Origin of the sequence: Rhizobium sp. TAL182, assembly GCF_002117725.1 — a bacterium.
Taxonomy (GTDB): domain Bacteria; phylum Pseudomonadota; class Alphaproteobacteria; order Rhizobiales; family Rhizobiaceae; genus Rhizobium; species Rhizobium esperanzae.
Genome location: NZ_CP021024.1, coordinates 4,387,467 through 4,405,334, shown reverse-complemented (window position 1 = coordinate 4,405,334; position 17,868 = coordinate 4,387,467). Strand labels below are relative to the sequence as shown.

General features: G+C 62.7%; 13 protein-coding genes. 3 read left to right on the top strand and 10 right to left on the bottom strand.

Translation table 11 applies throughout. The annotated features are described in order from the left end of the window. Positions 1–313 precede the first annotated feature (313 nt). The 3 genes from Tal182_RS21855 to Tal182_RS21845 all read right to left on the bottom strand — a co-directional run bounded on the left by Tal182_RS21855 (position 314) and on the right by Tal182_RS21845 (position 4,682). Positions 314–1,852 carry an aldehyde dehydrogenase family protein gene (locus Tal182_RS21855; protein WP_085860719.1) on the bottom strand — a complete coding sequence of 513 codons (1,539 nt, stop codon included), beginning with the start codon at positions 1,850–1,852 and terminating at the stop codon, positions 314–316. Between the two features lie 45 nt (positions 1,853–1,897). After that, positions 1,898–3,181 carry an FAD-binding oxidoreductase gene (locus tag Tal182_RS21850; RefSeq protein ID WP_085860718.1) on the bottom strand — a complete coding sequence of 428 codons (1,284 nt, stop codon included), beginning with the start codon at positions 3,179–3,181 and terminating at the stop codon, positions 1,898–1,900. A gap of 67 nt (positions 3,182–3,248) precedes the next feature. Then, positions 3,249–4,682, bottom strand: coding sequence for a VOC family protein (locus Tal182_RS21845; protein WP_085860717.1), 1,434 nt, complete (start codon positions 4,680–4,682; stop codon positions 3,249–3,251). Positions 4,683–4,766: 84 nt separating this feature from the next. Here Tal182_RS21845 and Tal182_RS21840 point away from each other — a divergent pair, with 84 nt between their 5' ends. The 3 genes from Tal182_RS21840 to Tal182_RS21830 all read left to right on the top strand — a co-directional run bounded on the left by Tal182_RS21840 (position 4,767) and on the right by Tal182_RS21830 (position 7,303). Beyond that, the gene (locus tag Tal182_RS21840; protein ID WP_085860716.1) at positions 4,767–5,675 is read left to right on the top strand and encodes a LysR family transcriptional regulator; all 909 of its coding nucleotides are present in this window, start codon (positions 4,767–4,769) and stop codon (positions 5,673–5,675) included. A gap of 68 nt (positions 5,676–5,743) precedes the next feature. Beyond that, complete coding sequence (locus Tal182_RS21835; RefSeq protein WP_003567502.1) at positions 5,744–5,980, top strand: Lrp/AsnC ligand binding domain-containing protein; 237 nt, start codon at positions 5,744–5,746, stop codon at positions 5,978–5,980. Positions 5,981–6,124: 144 nt separating this feature from the next. Continuing rightward, complete coding sequence (locus Tal182_RS21830; RefSeq protein WP_085860715.1) at positions 6,125–7,303, top strand: glycosyltransferase family 4 protein; 1,179 nt, start codon at positions 6,125–6,127, stop codon at positions 7,301–7,303. 22 nt (positions 7,304–7,325) lie between these two features. On the opposite strand, the gene Tal182_RS21825 is transcribed toward Tal182_RS21830, so the two are convergent. From Tal182_RS21825 to Tal182_RS21795, 7 genes are all read right to left on the bottom strand, one after another. Beyond that, positions 7,326–10,637, bottom strand: coding sequence for an alpha/beta fold hydrolase (locus Tal182_RS21825; protein WP_085860714.1), 3,312 nt, complete (start codon positions 10,635–10,637; stop codon positions 7,326–7,328). Between the two features lie 191 nt (positions 10,638–10,828). Further along, on the bottom strand, positions 10,829–12,007 hold the full coding sequence (locus tag Tal182_RS21820; RefSeq protein ID WP_085860713.1) for a glycosyltransferase family 4 protein: 1,179 nt from the start codon (positions 12,005–12,007) through the stop codon (positions 10,829–10,831). A gap of 41 nt (positions 12,008–12,048) precedes the next feature. Continuing rightward, entirely contained in the window at positions 12,049–14,529 is a 2,481-nt protein-coding gene (locus Tal182_RS21815) for a glycoside hydrolase family 2 protein (protein WP_085860712.1), read from the bottom strand. Positions 14,530–14,545: 16 nt separating this feature from the next. Further along, on the bottom strand, positions 14,546–15,508 hold the full coding sequence (locus tag Tal182_RS21810; RefSeq protein ID WP_064811785.1) for a DUF1839 family protein: 963 nt from the start codon (positions 15,506–15,508) through the stop codon (positions 14,546–14,548). Between the two features lie 8 nt (positions 15,509–15,516). Next, entirely contained in the window at positions 15,517–16,425 is a 909-nt protein-coding gene (locus tag Tal182_RS21805) for an amino acid--[acyl-carrier-protein] ligase (RefSeq protein WP_064811557.1), read from the bottom strand. 4 nt (positions 16,426–16,429) lie between these two features. Further along, complete coding sequence (locus Tal182_RS21800; protein WP_085860711.1) at positions 16,430–17,611, bottom strand: acyl-CoA dehydrogenase family protein; 1,182 nt, start codon at positions 17,609–17,611, stop codon at positions 16,430–16,432. Further along, positions 17,611–17,862 carry an acyl carrier protein gene (locus Tal182_RS21795; RefSeq protein ID WP_011427229.1) on the bottom strand — a complete coding sequence of 84 codons (252 nt, stop codon included), beginning with the start codon at positions 17,860–17,862 and terminating at the stop codon, positions 17,611–17,613. The genes Tal182_RS21800 and Tal182_RS21795 overlap by 1 nt, the downstream gene beginning before the upstream one ends. Between the last annotated feature and the right edge of the window lie 6 nt (positions 17,863–17,868).

Genomic DNA, 17,868 nt, shown 5'->3' with positions numbered 1-17,868 from the left:
CGTCGCCGAGAAAAAAGCATCACGATATCTTGACCCGATAATTCAGATCGCCAGGAATAAACTCGATGGTGCCAAAAAGGCGACGCTCTGCCAGCGTCGCCCTCGTTTGCTGACAAAGTCTGCTCCGTCGTGCTCGGCCTTGTGCCGAGCATCTAGCCACCGCAGTTTCTTTTCAGAAAATCGTCTATTTTCAGATGTTAATTGCCGTCGCAGATCCTCGGCACAAGGCCGAGGATGACGTCGCGGTTTTTGAGTGGTTTGTCAGCAGCCAAAAGGCGCTGCTCTGCCAGCGTCGCCTTTCCAGCGATTTTGCTCATTCGACGTCGAACTTGACGCCTTGCGCGAGCGGCAGTGTGCTGCCGTAATTGATCGTGTTGGTGGCGCGGCGCATATAGGCCTTCCAGGCATCGGAGCCGGACTCGCGTCCGCCGCCGGTCTCTTTTTCGCCGCCGAATGCGCCGCCGATTTCGGCGCCCGAAGGCCCGAGGTTGACGTTGGCGATGCCGCAATCCGATCCGCGCGCCGAGACGAAGGTTTCCGCCTCGCGCATGTCGTTGGTGAAGATCGACGACGACAATCCCTGCGGCACGGCATTGTGCAGCGCCAACACCGCGTCGAAATCGCTGTATTTCATGACGTAGAGAATGGGCGCGAAGGTCTCGTTCTCGACCGGGCCGGTCTGATCCGGCATTTCGACGAGCGCGGGGCGAACGTAGAAGGCATCGGCCGAACCATTGTCGACGCGTTCGCCGCCGATCACCTTGCCGCCGGCCGATTTGGCCTCGCCAAGCGCTGCCTGCATCTTCTCGAAAGCCTGGCCATCGATCAGCGGTCCCACCAGCGTTCCGGCCTCCAGCGGATTGCCGATGGTGACCGAGCCATAGGCCTTCTGCAGGCGCGGTACGAGCTGGTCGTAGACGCTTTCATGGACGAAGAGACGGCGCAGTGTCGTGCAGCGCTGGCCGGCCGTGCCCATGGCGGAGAAGGCGACGCCACGCAGCGTCAGGTCCAGATCGGCGCTCGGGCAGACGATGGCGGCATTGTTGCCGCCGAGTTCGAGAATGGCGCGGGCAAAACGCTGCGACAAGCGCGGGCCGACGGCGCGGCCCATGGCGGTCGAGCCCGTGGCGGAAACGAGCGGGATCTTCGGGTGGTCGACCAGCACCTCGCCGACTTCGCGGCCGCCGATGATCAGGGTCGACAGATTGGCTGGCGCCTTGCCGCCCTCGGCGACGAAGCGCTTCAGGGCCTTTTCGAACAGCGCCTGCACCGCAAGGGCGGTCAACGGCGTCTTTTCCGAAGGCTTCCAGACGGTGGAGTTGCCGCAGACCATCGCCAGCGCCGCATTCCAAGACCAGACGGCGACCGGGAAGTTGAAGGCGGAAATGATGCCGATCGCGCCGAGCGGGTGCCAGCTTTCCATCATCCGGTGTTCGGAGCGTTCGGTGGCGATCGTCAGGCCATAGAGCTGGCGCGACAGGCCGACGGCGAAATCGCAGATGTCGATCATCTCCTGAACCTCGCCGAGGCCTTCGGAGGTGATCTTGCCGACTTCGATCGAGACGAGGCGGCCGAGCGCCGTCTTGGCGCTGCGCAGCTCCTCGCCGAGCAGGCGGATCAGTTCGCCGCGCTTTGGCGCCGGCACGGAACGCCATTCGAGGAACGCCTTGTGCGCCTCTTCGATCGCCGCTTTCGTTTCGGAAGCGGAATGTTCTCTGAGCCTGCCGATTTCCTTGCCGGTGACGGGCGAGGAGACAGACAGCGTGCCGCCCTGATAGCGGCCGGCATCGACGCCGAGTTCGGCGAGCAGCTTGGCGGTTTCGGTGGCGAGATCGAGGACGGCGATGGTCATTGTCGTGTTTCCAATCTTATTGTTCTCAGAAGCGCTTGTCGGTTCTCAGAAGCGGGCATCGGCGAAATGGGCGACCTGAGCGCCGGCTTCGTACCATAGTTCCTTGAGCGCACGGAAGCTCGGCTCGGTGGGTGACGTCAGCGGCAGCGGCAGATCGGCCTCGGCAAGCCGGCCGAGAATATGCTCGGCCAACGTGCGGCCGAAGACCGTGCCGGGGGCTATGCCGCGGCCATTATAGCCCGAAAAGCCGATGACGTTCGGGGCGAATTTGTGGAAGCGCGGCAGCGCATTGTCGGTCATTCCGATCTGGCCATACCATTCGCATTCGAATTCGACATCGCCGAAAATGGGAAAGAGCCGCTTCAGCGCACGTTTGGCCCAGCCCTTATGTACGGCAAGGCCGGTATTGCGCAGCGCGCCGACGCTGCCGAAAACGAGGCGTCCAGCCTGATCCATGCGGAAGGAGGAGAGAATATCCTTGGTGTCCCATGCGCCTTCCCGCCCCGGCAGGATCGACTGACGCAGATTGTGGCCGAGCGGCACGGTGGCGAAATTGAAATAGGGCAGATAGACCTGCTCGTTGCGCACCTGCTCGAAGGGGCCGGTGCTGTAGGCATCGGTCGCGACGATGATCCAGTCCGCGCTGACTTCGCCGCTTTCCGTCTTCACGGTCCAGCGGCTACCGCGACGCTCGGTTGCGATGACGGGGCTCGATGTATGGATGGCGACGCCCGCGTTGACGGCGGCATGAGCGAGGCCGCGCGCATAGGCAAGCGGCTGCAGCGTTCCGGCGCGCAGATCGAGCAGTGAGCAGGCATAGGCCTCGCTGCCGGTGCGCTTGGCCGTTTCAGCCGCATCGAGCAGCACGACGGGCGCGCCGCGGGCAGACCATTGCGCCGCACGCTCCTCGATCTCCTTCAGCCCGTCGGCGCCGACGGCGCAGTGCAGCGTGCCGTTACGCTCGAGTTCGCAGGCGATCCCATGTTTGTCGATCAATTCCATGACGAGCTTCGGCGCGTTGCCGAGCAATTCGAGCAGGCGTTCACCATGGACGGGGCCGAGCACGCCGGGCAGGTCGTTGGGCATCACCCACATGCCGGCATTGATCAGGCCAACATTGCGCCCAGCACCGCCGAAGCCGATCTCCTTCGCCTCCAGCAGCACCACCTTCGACCCGGCTTCGGCTAGATGCAGGCCGGAGGACAGGCCGGTATAGCCGCCGCCGACGATGACGACGTCTGCCGACACCGCGCCTTGGAGAGGCGAGGTCGCCGGCGGTTCGCCGGCGGTCTTTTCCCAGAGGCCGTGGGAGCGCGGATCATTCAGCATGGCATAGTCCGACCGGATTGAAACCGGACTACTCTAGCGCATAAGAACAGGTGTTGAAGCGGCGATTTCACGCAACGGTCCTCAGTTGCAGGCCCGCGACCCCCAGCGCCTCCATCGCGGCCTCCAGCGATGCGGCCTGCCGTTCCGCATAAAGCGCCAGTTCGTCCTGAACGGTTGCTCCAAGTGCGGTCTCGAAGGCATCGCGGTTCGAGCGCGTCGCATAATTCTGCTGCTGGTCGGTGCCGAGATTCGACTGGAAAATGCCGGCCGCGCTGACGGGCAGGAAGTCTTCGTAGACGATCGGCGCAAAGGCGAGGTAGCCCTTGGCAACAAGCGCTTCGGCATCGCGCGGCAGTGTCCCGGCGACCGCGGCGGCGATGCCCGCCGGCGTGGCGGAATAACGGAAGAAGGCGAGATCCTGCCTGCGCAGCTCATCCCAGCTGTCCGGCAGCGCCTTGAAGCGCTCGGCCAGTTCCTGGTCATAGGCGCCGGCCTTGGCGCCGCCGGCGCCGACCTGCACTTCGCCGCGAACCGAGGCAAGCAGCCGGTCGTAGAGCGACCGGCCCTTGGCCGTCAACGCCACGCCGCGCTGCTCGATCTCGCCGAAGCGGGCGGTGTGCGTGCCTTGGACCGCACCTTCGTCACCTGAGAAGACGATCGCCTCCTCCAGCGCCTTGAAGCTCGTCTGCCGCAGCAGGATGTCGCACTGCCGGCGCGGCGGCCCTTCGATGACGGCTTTCGGGGTAATGCCGCGTTCCGGCATGCGGGCCTGCACCGCATCGATATCGAGCGTGCGCGGCGTCAAGTGGTTGATGTGCGGGCCCTTGAAGCTGACGACGTCGGCGATCAGCCGATGGGCATCGTGCAGGCGCTTGTAGATTTCGGCGTTGACGGTGGCTTCGCCGTGCCAGCGAAAGGTTTCGACCGCCTCGGCAACGAATTCGCTCGCTTCCGCTTCCGTGAGACCGCCATTCTGCTCATGACGCTCGATCAGCGCGATGGCGCGCGGCGTATAGATGCGTCGCGCTGCCAGAATGGCTTCGGCTTCCCCGCGCAGGCTTTCATCCTCGATCAGTTCCAGGCGCAGCAGCGAGGTGAAGACGCGGAACGGATTGATGTTCAGCGCCGCCTCGTCGATCGGCCGGAAGCAGGTGGAATGAACCGGCACGCCGGCAACCGAAAGATCGTAATAACCGACCGCCTGCATGCCCATGACGGCAAACAGCCGGCGGATGGTGAAAAGCTCTTCCGCCGTTCCGAGGCGGATGGCGCCGTGGCGCTCGATATCGATGCGCTCCAGTTCGCCGGCGTTGGCGAGGCGTTCGCGCAGAGCGGGATCCTTTTCGAGGCAGCCGGCATTCACATCCGCCACCAGTTCGATCAGCGTGCCGTATTGCGGCACCTCCGTCCGATACATCTGCGACATCGCCTCGGTGAAAAGCGATCGGATATGGTCTGTGGAAACGAAGGCGTGCGGCATTTTGGAAAAACTCCGGCTCATTCCGTTTTTGCAGGATGAAACTCTTTACAATCACGGGAAACCCGAAAATATCGACATTTCGGAAATAGCTCATTCTGAAACGGAATGATCATGCTCGCTTCAAGACGTTTTCTGCCGTCGATTTCACATCTCGCCGCCTTCGAGGCGGTCGCCCGCACCGGCAGCGTGACGGCGGCGGCGCGCGAACTCGATCTGACGCAGAGCGCCGTCAGCCGCCAGGTCAGCGCACTGGAGGAGCAGCTTGGCGTCGAGCTCTTCCTGCGCGAACGCCAGACCATGCGGCTGACGCTCGCCGGCGACGGCTATGCCCGCGAGATTCGCGAGGCGCTGCGGCGCATCTCGAGCGCTTCCTTGAACCTGCGCGCCAATCCGCATGGCGGCACGCTCAATCTCGCCATCCTGCCGACCTTCGGCACGCGCTGGCTGGCGCCACGCCTGGGCCGCTTTCTTAGCACCAATCCCGGTGTGACCATCAATCTGGCGACCCGGCTTTCGCCCTTCGACTTCCGGCTCGATTCGATCGACGCCGCGATCCATTTCGGCCACGCGCACTGGCCCGGCGCGGAACTGACCTTGCTGATGTCGGAACGCACGGTGCCGGCCTGCAGTCCCGATTTCCTGAAGCAGCACAGGATTTCGCGCCCAGAGGATCTGCTTGCCGTTCCGCTTCTGCATCTGACGACGCGCCCCGATGCCTGGGAACAATGGTTCGCCGGCAATGGCGTTTCCTTCGAAAGCGTTCACGGCATGCTCTTCGATCAGTTCGCCACCGCAGCGCAAGCGGCGATCGCCGGTCTCGGTGTCGCCCTGTTGCCGACATTCCTGATGCAGGAAGAACTCAGGCGCGGCGATCTCGTTGCCGCCGTCGACCGGGAGATGGAGAGCCGGGAGCGCTATTATCTTGCCTGTCCCAGCGAGCGCGCCGATTATGCCCCGCTCGCCGCCTTTCGCGACTGGATCGTCGCGGAAGCGACGGCCGGAGCGACCACGTGAGGAACGGCTTGCATCCGCATGGCGCTTTCGACCATTATGCGGGTCAAACAACGTTGCAGGAAATTTCCATGAAGCCGATCTTCGTCCAGCTCCAATGCGCCCCCGGCAAGACCTATGAGGTCGCCGACGCCATCTACCAGACCGAGCTGGTCTCGGAGCTCTATTCCACAAGCGGCGATTACGACCTGCTGTTGAAGGTCTATATCGAGGAAGGCCAGGATATCGGCAAGTTCATCAACGACAATATCGCCAATATTCCAGGCATCGTCCGGTCGCTGACGACGCTCACCTTCAAAGCCTTCTGAACTCCCGTCAGACACGATTAACCCTGTTGCGAAGAATCGCTTCCGCAGGACGTTGCTGAACCCACGCCTTAACGCCTGAGATATCTGGTCGTTGCTATAAATCCGCGCCAACACGAGTTTGGCACGCGCAGCGATAGGTGGAAAATGGCGATCGTCGAGGCAGATAGTGGGCGCGAGAATCCGCAGCCGCAAACGGTTCCGCTGATCGTCCATGTCGTGCGCCAGTTCCTGCCCAATCGCGGCGGCCTGGAAGACGTCGTCGCCAATCTCAGCCGCCAGACCCTCCGGCGTGGCTATCGTGTCCGCGTCGTTACGCTGAACTCGCTGTTCACCGCGCCTGAAGATAAGCTGCCGGCTTGCGAGAATATCGACGGCATCGAGGTGGTGCGCATCCCGTGGTCCGGCAGCAGTCGCTATCCGTTGGCGCCGCAGGTTTTTCGTCATCTCGGCGACGCCGATCTCGTGCACGTCCATGCCATCGACTTCTTCTTCGATGCGCTCGCCTGGGGCCGGCTGCTGCACGGCAAGCCGATGATCGTCACCACCCATGGCGGTTTCTTCCACACCCGGAAATACGCGGCGATCAAGAAGATATGGTTCCGCACGCTGACCCGCGCCTCGGCGAGGGCCTATCGCCGCGTGGTCTGCTGCAGCGCCTCCGATCTCAAGCAGTTTTCCGAGATCGTGCCGGACAGCGTGCTGATCGAGAATGGCGCCGATATCGGCAAGTTCGCCGACACCGCCTCACGCCTGTCAAGGCGCCGCGTCGTCACCATCGGTCGATTTTCGGTGAACAAGCGGCTGGACCACCTGCTCGACGCGATGGCCGTTCTGAAGAGCCGCGATTCGGAATGGCATCTCGATATTGTCGGGGCCGAATCCGACCGGAATCGGGTGGATATCGAAGGCAAGATCGAAAGCCGGGACCTGACCGGCCGCGTCACCCTGCATGTGTCGCCAGACAATGATACTATCCGCCGCATCATCACCGCAGCCTCGCTCTTCGCCTCCGCCTCGGAATATGAAGGTTTCGGCCTGGTCGCGCTGGAGGCGATGAGCGCCGGCCTGCTGCCGGTGCTGAACGCCAACGATGCCTTTCAAACACTCGCCGACCGACATGCCGTCATCAGGCTTGCCGATTTCACCAGTCCGGAAACTGCCGCGACGGCCATGGAATCGGCTTATGCCGACCTTGCGTGCCGACCGCACGCCCTTCGCTCGGAGCTCCTTGACGCTGCGCGCGGCTATTCCTGGGATATCGTCGCCGGGCGTTACATCGATCTCTACAGATCGCTTGATATCGCCACTGCGGAAAGCCTCTGATCCTGCCTAATCGAACACCCGCTTACGCTCTCGCCAGGCGAATGATCTCGTCGAGGACGAATTTGCGCGATTGCGGCGGCGTCAGATTGTGGTCCGCATCCGGCAGCATGAGCAGCCGCACGTTCGGGTAGCGGGAGAGCCTGGCGCCGCGCGGGCCGAAATGGAAATAGACATGATCGAGACCGACGTCGCCTTCGCTGTAGATCAGCGTCAGCGGCACCTTGCGCCTGCCGAACAGCGCGAAGGACTGTCGGACCTCGCGGGCGATATGGCGCCGGTCGGGAAGCAGTTCGAGCAGCGGCGCGACGAAGGGCGACAGTCGCCGGCCGCCGGCGATGACGATATTGCGCAGCGCCGACACCACGTCCACCTGACCGCGCAGCAGCCGCTTCAGCGTGTCGAGCCGCGCCAGGCGCTGACCGTAATCGTCGAGGCTGCGGGGAACGGAGACGACATGCTCGCGGCGCACCGGCACCTTCGGATCCCAGTAATAGACGAAGGGATTGATCGAGACGACCGCCTTCAGCCGCTCGTCGGCGACGCCGGCGCGGAAGGCGACATAGCCGCCGCTGCAGCGGCCAGCGACCATGACGGGGCCGGCAACGACGCTTTCGAGCAGATCGAGCGCGGCGATCGCATCGTCGGTCTGCGTCATCGAATAAAGCACCTGCTCCGGCGCATCCGGCCGCGGCGGGCTGTCGCCGACATTGGCGGAATCGAAGCGCAGCGACACGACACCGTGGCGGGCGAGTTCGCGCGCCATGTCTACCGTCGTCCGCCCCCAGCCGGCATGCCGGTCATAGGCGGTCGACAGGAAGAGCACGGCATTGCCCTTGATCTCGCCGAGCGGCCGGCTGACGACACCGACCAGATGATCGTGACTTCCGAAACGCACCGGCGTTTCCAAGAAGCCTTCGCCGGCAAGCGGCGTGGTTTCGATCGCTGCCGGCGAATGAGCGGCGGATGTCTCCGCCGTCGCCGTCTTCAGCCAATCCGTCAGAAACTCGACGACATCAATGGGTGTTTTGGCGAAGAGCGGATTGGTGACGAGCTCGTCATAGCCGTCGAACACTTTCTGCTCGACAATGGCGCCAAGCGCCTGCAGCGCATCGGCAAAGCCGGTATCTTCGGCCCTGACCGGACGTTCGAGGATCAGGTAGCGGGACGCTGCCAGCCCCTGCGGCGCGGCAATGTTGAGCTTGCCGAGCTCGGCGGCGATCTGTTCCGGCATGACAAGCCCGGCGATCTGCACCTTTGCAGCCTGCACGTGCTGCTGGCCGAGGCCGAGATCGGCGTCGATGATCTTCGACCACATGTTGAGTTCACGCATATAGGCGCGGCCGCTCAGCACCGGTGCCAGCATGACGAGGCTGTCGACGCCCTCGATCGAGGAGCCGATGCGCTGGGCAAGGGTTGCGCCAAGACCTTGGCCGATCAGGATGATGCGGTCGCAGCCGGTCAGCGATTTCAGCTTGGCGGCCGCCGCGCGGATCGAGTTTTCCCAGGTTTCCAGCCTTGCCGGCAGCGCACCGAAATCGAGCGCATCGCCGGTGCCAAGGTAATCGAAGCGCAGGCTGGGTACGCCGATATCGGAGAAATGTTCGGCCGCGACGCGGAAGAACTTGCGGCTGCACATTTCCTCGAAGCCCCATGGGCTGACGAAGAGCACCGCGGCCGAGCGTTTCCCGGCTTCAGGACTTTCAGGCATGAACAGCCCGATCGTGCCGTCGAAGACCACGGGCAGGGCGGCGCTGCGGCCGGCACCTTCGGCCGGTTCGAGCGAAAGTTCGCCGGGCGCGACCTTGGCGCGGTCGGGATCGCCGGGGCGCCCTGGCGCAATGAAGTCGATCACGCGGCCGACCGGCCGCCGCAGCGCCGACGGCATCTTTTCGACAATGGAGCGCATGACCTCGACATCCTCGACGGGCACCGCGCGCAGCACGCGGAGTGCGGCGAAATGTGCGAGCGTGCCGGCGATGATCGCGAAGATAAGACCGATCGGGCCATGGACGAATTCCAGCACTGAAATCGCCGCGCAGGCGCACAAGACGGAGGCGAGCGTCACCTTCGTCAGGCTTGCGTAGAGGCCCGAAAGCTGGGACCCGAATCCTGTCTGTCTGATCATCATCACCGACATCGCAACGAACACGAGAATGCGCACGATTGCGGCCCCCTCGGCGGCAAGCCTAGGTACGATCAGTAAACAACCCGCTACCATGAGGAGGCCACCTATCACACTGATGTTCAGGCGGGAGCGGGCCTTGTCCATCGACAGCAGATAGAGGCTGAGGATCTGCATAAAGGTGTAGGCGGGAGCGACGAGCGCGAGCAGCGCGACCACCGTGCCGCTGCGGCGGAAGGCTTCCCCGAACACGACGAGCACCAGTTCGCTGGAGATCGCGGCCAGCCCGAGGCTCATCGGCAGCACGATATAGGCCATGCTGCGGGTGACGGCGGCGAAGACCTCGACCGGCAAGGTCGAATCGTCGCTGCTGTGCCGCCGTTCGGAATAATAGGGCAGCAGGCTGCCGGTCATCTGGATCGGCAGTTGCAGCGCGATGTTGGCGATCGACAGGCCGACGGCATAATAGCCGACCATCTCCACAGACCAGAACTGCTGCAGGAAGAGCAGTTCGAGCCGGTTGAGGAAAATGGAATCGATGATGAACTGGATCGACAGGATGATGGAGGAGGAGGCGAGGTACTTGAGTGAAACCCCGCACCAGTCGCGCCGTGCAAGAAGGATCGGCATTGTGGCGAAAAACAGCACGAGCTGGCCGAGCGCATAACCGACGAGAACGCCTTCGACCCCGTAGAGGACGGCGCCGACGGCGACGCCGGCGAGCTGTAGGGTAGAGACGGCGACGGTCAGTTTGAAGAAGCTGCCCAGCCTCTTTTCGCCGATCAGGTAGAATTTGACGAAAGATCCGATCGCCTGGACGAAGAACAGCACGCCAGTGACGAGCGCGACGGAAGGCGCGGTTTTCGCCCAGTGCATCTCCTCGGACGTCAGGAAGAACAGGGCGTAGAGCGCCAGCAGCAGCACCGTCGAAAACATCATGAAGCTGACGAGGATGGCGGCAAAGCCTCTCCGGCGTTCCGCGTCATAGCCCTCCGCCGAAAGCTGCGGCAGGGTCTTCAGCAGCGTGATGCTGGAGCCGAGCTCGGCGATGGAGGCGCCCGTCATCACCAGCCACAGCGAGAAGGCGACGATGCCGTTGGCCTCCGGTCCAAGCAGACGCGCGGTGATGATCGAGGAGACGAAGCCCGTCAGCAGCAGCAGCATGCCTGCCGCCGCGTTCATCACCGAATTTGCGATAATACCCTTCGACATCTGTCCATCCGCAGGATCAGCCTAAAGCGCGTCGCGATCTTTCAGATTCGCTCCTCGCGCTTTAGGTTTTTGTTTTTACGCATGTCGTTATCGCAAAACCGCTGCACACTTTTGCGCAACATGCTTTGCAGCCGCATGCCCGTCATCACTAATGCGAAAATGTTAAAATAGAGCGGAGTGGCGACCTCACCTTAGCTGGCCTGCATCGCCGCCAGCTTCTGGAGCGCCTTCTCATAACTGTTCTCTGCGAGGTAGCGCAGCAGGAACTCCCGTGCCTTCCCGGCCTTCTCTCGTGCTCGCTCGGGCGCACGGAAGATATCGCCGAGATGCGTGGCCGCGATTTCAGGAGAGGGGTCCGCCCAGACCGCGCCCGGCAGCCCCGCAAATTCTGGATGAGAATCGACGACGGGAATGAGGGGAGAGGCGACCAGCCAGCTGTTCTCAGGATCGCAGAAATCTTCCGTGCCCGACCAAGCGGTTGAAATGACCGGGGTGCAATGCATGATCGCCTCGGCTACCGTCAGCCCGAAACCTTCCGAGCGATGCAGCGACAGATAGGCATTGGAAGAGCGGATAAGGCCGTTGATCTCGGCGTTCGAGAGCTTGTCGGTGATGATCCTGATGCGGGGATCGCCGGCGACCGAAGCGATCAGTTCGCGCAAGCTCTCATCCTTGTCGATGTTGCCGCTGGCCTTCATCAACAGGAAGGCGCTCGGGCATTCAGCGCTGAATAGCCTGAAGGCTTCGATGACGGCTTGCGGGTTCTTCCGGTTGATCGAGGAACCGGCGCTGAAGATGAAGCTGACGAGAAAGGCGTCCTTGTCGATGCCGAATTTCTCCCGCATGCCCTCTGCCGCCGGCTTCTCGGTTACGGGATGCGGAACCACGATGACGGGCGCCGCCGTCAGCGGCGCAATCGTCCGCCTGGTGAATTCCGAGGGCACGAAGACGGCATTCATGTAACGCAACCCGTTGCGCCACTCCGCCGGCACGACTTCAAGCTCCCAGGCGAAATAACCGATGTTGAAGGCACGGGTGAATTTGGTGACCCCCATCTTCAGGATGGCGCGCGGCAGCATCGGCGGATTGAGATGCCAGATACGGCTTCCCGGCGGTTCGGTCGAAAGGTGCGACGACGCCCAGCCGGCAAAGGATTTTTCGTCCGGGTGCGTGCTGACGTCTGAGAGGGAAATCGCCCGTCCCACTTGGGAAAGTGCCCCGGCACAGAGCCTTGCCGATTCACCGACACCAACGGGCATCGAGAGATAGCCGACGATTTCGACCGGCTTGCGCGGGTTGAAGGCGAGGCGCGACCGCGGGATCAACTGCTGCAGGATATGGGCGCGTAGATAGCGGTATACCGTTCTCAAATTACGATCTTTCGGTGAGCTTGCATCGTTCCCTGCGAGCCTCAGCCCGTGAGCCCGATGCGGCGCGAACTGCCTAGACTTCTGATTTCGCCCGTCGGCGGAACATCGCTCTCAGTGCCGGACAGCGCGGAGAGCTTCACGCGCCGCACCCGGCCGGGAGCAAGGTGGAACCAGTCGTCGTCGGCCCTGTAGCCTTCGACGTCGATATGCACCGATTGCGCCAGCCGGTCGGTCCTGAGATCGATGACCCAGCTGTCGCCGTCTCTGCCGAGTGACGCCTCGATGCTGGCGTCGTGCAGTGCTTTTCCGCGTCCGCAGGGGAAATGGAAGCTCTCGGCGAGAACGGCGCCATCGGCGAGGGATCGCAGGCGCGCCACACTTGCATCATGCGCCGGCGGGCCGAAACGGAAGGCATAGGTCGTATCGAAGAAGGCGCCGAACAGCGCGGTCGAGGCAAGGCGTTCCGCGCTTCTTGCCGCCAGCTTGAAAGCCATGTTGCCGCTGACGACCTGCTGTTTTCCATCACGCAGGCAGACGACCTCGAGTTCCAGATCGAGGTCGGTGTCCGTCTCGTTGACGACATGCACGTCGAGACCGTTGGTTCCCTCATCGGTGAAGACCGCCTGAACCGGCCGGAAGGCACGTCGCATCGCATACCAGACAGGTTTCGGCTCGCCGGTGGAATCGATCACGCCCCAGCCGGGGCCGGGCAGCAGGTCCTGCAGCGTCCAGACCAGCCCTCCGTTGCAGCCGGAGCCCTTGCGCCGCCATTCGGCGAAGGTCTCTTCGATCACCTCGCCGGTCACGGCACGGGAAAAGTCGAGATAGCGTTCCTGATCTTCGCGGCGCAGCCGGGCCGGGTCGAAATCGTAGAGAAGCTCGAGATAAAAGTCGCGAACATCCTCGAAATCCCACGATGCGCTGCGGTCGCGGGGCACCCGCGCCTTCCACTGCGGGCTATGGACGGCGGGCACGTCGAGATGGCGCTGCAGCGTCCTTTGCTGCGGCACATGCGCAAACGCGAGGCTTTCGGAGGCAAAGCGCACATCGGCGCGGCGGGCATCGGCAATCGGCCGCATATAGGCGCCGACGCCGTAATAATGCGCAATGCCGGCATTGGGCGAAAAGGGCATCGCCCCGCCGTAGGGCGAATTCGGCACATAGGGCACGTCGGGACGCATGCGAGCGGCGATCGCCGGGATGATTTCGTCGGTCACCGGTCCACTCCAGAATTCCATAGGCAGGCCGAGCATTGCCGCCTGCTGATGGATCTCGCTGCCGCCGCAGAGAACGGCAAGGGAAGGCGACGCCTGGACGCCGTACAGGAATTCCTCGATCTCGGCATGCACATGGCCGAGAAAGGCCTTGTCGTTGCGCGGATAGTCGAAATTGGCGAACATGAAATCCTGCCACACGAGCAGGCCGAGTTCGTCGCAGAGCGCAAAGAAATCGGGTGTCTCGTAAACCATGGTGCCGCCGATGCGGATCATGTTCATGCCGGCTTGGCAGGCAAGCTGCAGGAACGGCTCATAATCCGCCCGCCCGCCCGGCAGCCGCGCAATATCGGCGGTCGTCCAGACCGCGCCGCGGCAGAAGACTCGTTCGCCGTTGATAAGGAGTGCGAAGTCTTCGCCATCTGCACCGCGGTCGACGTCGATGCGCCGGAAGCCGGTGCTACCGAGCGAACATTCTTCGCCGTCGGAAACCAGCGTCAGATCATAGAGGCGCGGAGTGCCGTGTGTATGCGGCCACCAGGGCTCGATGTCGGACAGCTTGAGGATAGCCGAGTAATGATTTTCGCCGATCTTCTCGAAGGGCTGTTCCATGCCGCCGCAGCGCAGCAGCATTGCTGGGCCCTCGGCATTGTTATGCAAGGAGACGCTCAGCCGGCCGACGCCGCTCTCTTCCAGGACCGCGCGGATGGAGACATTATCGATCGATATGGTATCGCGTTGCACCAGTGAAATCGGCCGCCACGGCCCGACCGCATGGATATCCGGGCACCAGCCCGGCATATGGCCGAGCAGTGTCGTGCGGAAATTCTTCAGGCCCGCCGGCGTGATCATCTGCGGCCGCCAGCGCGCCCGCGGGCCGGGTTCGGACAGCCGGGGGCCAAGCGCCCGGAAGCAGAGCGCCAGCTCGTCGCCGCCCGAAAGCGTCACCGGGAGCTCATGCGCCGTAAACATGCTTTCGGAAAAGAGGATTTCCTGACCGTTGAGGAAGACATTGCAAATCGTGGCCAGCCCGCCGAAACGCAGGATGGCTTCGCCGGGCTCGGCATCAAAAAGCCGGCACAGGTACCAAGCGTCCTTCATATTCAGCGGTTCGGGATTTTCCCGGTCGAAGAGCCCGGCTTTTTCAAGCGCTGCCGCAACGGTGCCGGGAACGGGTGCAGGAATAAATTGCGCGGAAAGAGGAATATCGTGCGGTACGGCGCAGGCGCCCGGCTCCGTCAGGATCAGGTTCCAGCCTTCGGAAAGCATGCTTTCCCGGGCTCCGATGCTTGCCAAACGCCCCCGCATTGTCTGATCTCCGGCCTCAGATTCGCTCCGCAAGCGATGCCATCATGGAATCCCATGCATCGGCGGCCGGATCAAGGGCTGCCTGCAGCGGCTCGAACTTCCTGCGGGCGACAGCGCGGGCAAGCTGGAACTGCACGGATTTCGCCGCGTCGGAAATGCGCCGGGCATCCTCGGCGGCCGCCGCGAATTCGGTTGAGGACAGCCAGGTCAGATAATCAGCCGCCAGCTCGAAATTGGCGCCCGCCTGACGGAGCGTGTTGAAGGCATATTTGTGGAAGAAACCGAACGGCCGCTCCGCCACCGCTTCCACCTGTTGCGGGAAGACGCGGGCGAAGGCGCGGATCGGGTTTTGGCGGGGGCGCCTGGCGAAGTGAAAACCGGCAAGCCGCCGCGCGGTCGCGCGAAGATGCGCTTCGTCGGCGGGCTTTTCCGGAAGCCGCGCAAATTCCGTATAGGGCAGAAACGGCGGATCGCTTTCCGTCAGCTGCAGCTGGAACAGCCCGTCGAAATCCTCGCCCCCGAGCTGGAAATAGCCTGCATTGTGAAAATATTCGACGCGCTTTGCCGCAACATCAAGCCGGTTGATCGCAACCGTCGTCTTGCCGTGCTCCTGCCGGTAGGCGGTGCCGCGCGTATCCGGCATATAGAAGGAATCCATCTCGATCAGGCAGAGACGACCGCGCGCGGTCTGCACTTCGACATGCCGTTCGACGCGGTCGTAGATCGCAAGCTCGGTCGCGCGGATGCCGTAGAGCGCTTCGAGATCTTCGAGCGGCACTTTGAAGAAGGTGAACTGGTCGCCCTCGAAATCCTGCGCCAGGGTAAAACCCAGCATCGCCTCGGGGGCGACGCCCGATGTCGCCAGCACTTCAATCCAGAGATCGACATAGCAGTTGGTTTCCGGCCATGCACGTTCGCCGGAATGCAGCGCGTGCTGCCGGTAGGTTTCCGGGCTGATTCCCGGGAAGACCGATGTCATCGCCGTCATCAGCCCCACAACGTTTTCCGTACGCTGACCGGCCATTCCTTTACGTCGAGGCCATGGTGGTGGAAGAGGGCGAGCGCGATACGCTCCAGGCCAAAGCCGACGCAGGCGGTATGCGCGACGCTGCCGTCTTCGAGGTTGAGGCCCCACTTCAGACCGAAGGAGTCCTGATGGTAATTGAAGCTCATGCAGGCGGTCGGCTTGGCCACTGAGGTAATCGGGATCAGCAGCTCGAATTTCAGGTTCTGGTCACGCTGATTGTTGACCATCATCTTGCCGGCGCGGCCGAAGAACGGATCGTTGGCAACGTCGATGGTCACGTCGAGGCCGACCTGCTTCATCATCTCGACGCCGCGGTCCATCCAGCGCTGGCGGAAATCGGTGACGTGCTGCTCCGTTCCCATGCAGACATATTCGCGCATGCGGAACAGCTGCTGGCGGGCCGGATCCTTCGACGGTTCATGGCGGAAGCAGTAGGACTGCAGATCGAACAGGCCGCCCGTCTTCGGCAGGTTGCCGCGCTTGGCGACCGTTGGATAAAGCGGGTAGCAGGCGGCTGGCGTCAGCACGATATCGGTCGCTTGCTGATCCTTGGTCCAGTCCTCGCCGACCTCCATGCATTCAAGCAGGCTCATATGATCGAGCTCGCTGCCGCAGAAGCTGTGCACCGTGCCGGCAAGCTGCGGAAAGCTCTTCATGTAACCGCTCTTTTCGAAGAGCGCACGGTTCATGCCGGGCGGGAAACGCATCGCCTCGGCGCCGTCGGCACCGCCGAACCTGTCGATCAGCCGTTCGAAGGCGGTGATCACATCTTCGAACTGGCCGCTGCGGCCATAGAGACCGTCAACGCCGGTATCGATCAGCAGACCGGACTCGAAGAGCCGGTCGAGAAACGAGGTCTGCATATCCATGGCTTTACCCCAGTAGGCTAGTGTCCTGCTTATGGACGAGAAGCATGCTCGACGTGTTGCCGAGGATGCGGTCGTTCGAGATCATGAGCTGTGCGGAATGGGCGTCGCGCAGATGGCGTCCGAGGCTGAAGGGCGTGCCGTTCTTGTAGCCCATGATGCCACAGATCAGCATGGCGTGGTTGACGATCTCCAGGATCGTCTCGGAAGAAGCGATCTTGACATTGTTCATCGCCACGGCAAAACCCATCGACGACAGCCGGTCCGGATCTGATTTGGCGTCTTCATAGGCCTTGAGCCCGGCCACCACATTGGATTTCACCATCTGTAGCAGGTTCGAGACCTCGGCGAGGCGCAGCGCGCCCGGCGGCTGGGCATCGGGGGCCTTGCGGGCAGCGGCGCGGACGAATGTCTGTGCGCGGGCGACCGCGTCGACCGCGATGCCGTACCAGACGCCGCTCCAGAGCAGATGCGAGGAAGCGAGCATGGATTGCGCGGCGATCTCGGCGAAAGGCTTCGGCAGAATTTGCCGAGCCGGCGCTTCGCCTTTGAAGAGGAAACCGTCGGAACAGGTGCCGCGCATGCCGAGCGTGTTCCAGGCATGCGTTTTTTCGAGCGTATACTGGTCCTTGAGGAAGGCCGTCAGCACCTGATCGGAAGAGGCTGCCTGCGGATGGCTGCGCGAAGTGATGAGGATGGCGTCGGCATGCGAGCCGTAGGAAATGACGGTCGCATCCTTTTCGAGGCGGCAGGTATCGCCGTCGACCTCGATCGCACAAATGCTGTTGCGAAGGTTGCCGCCGATGCCACCCTCGGTGGTGGCCGATGCGATCAGCAACTGTTCGGCTGCGATGCGGCGCATGAAGCCGCAATGCCACTCGTTTTCGGCGCCGTGCTCGACGAGGCTAGACAGCTTGATATGGTGCATGGCGAAGACCATGGCGCTTGCGGCACAGGCCTGGCCCAGCATCGAGCACAATTCGGCGATTTCGGTGATCGAGGCCGATTCACCGCCGAGACGGCGCGGCACCTGGATGCCGAGCAGCCTTTCGGCCTTCATCGCATCCACGGCTTCCTGGGGAAAGCGGCCTTCGACGTCGACGGCATCCGCATGTCTCGCCGCAACTTCGGCGACACGGGCGACCCTTGCGACAAGACCGTCCTCTATGATCTTGACGGAGAAGTTCATTAGGCGACCTTCCGACCATCCTGGATGATATCGACCGTCTTGGCGATGGCCGAGATGCTCGCGAAGGATTTGCGGTTCAGCAGATTGTCGGGAAATTCGATGTCGAAGGCCTCTTCGATGCCGAGCATGAGCTGCACCGAGGCAAAGGACGTCAGACCTGCCGCATAAAGATCGGCGTCGTCGGCGATCTGGTCGACCGACGTAGGAAGTTTGCCGAATTTGGCTACGAGGTCGCGGATTGTCTTATTCATCCCATC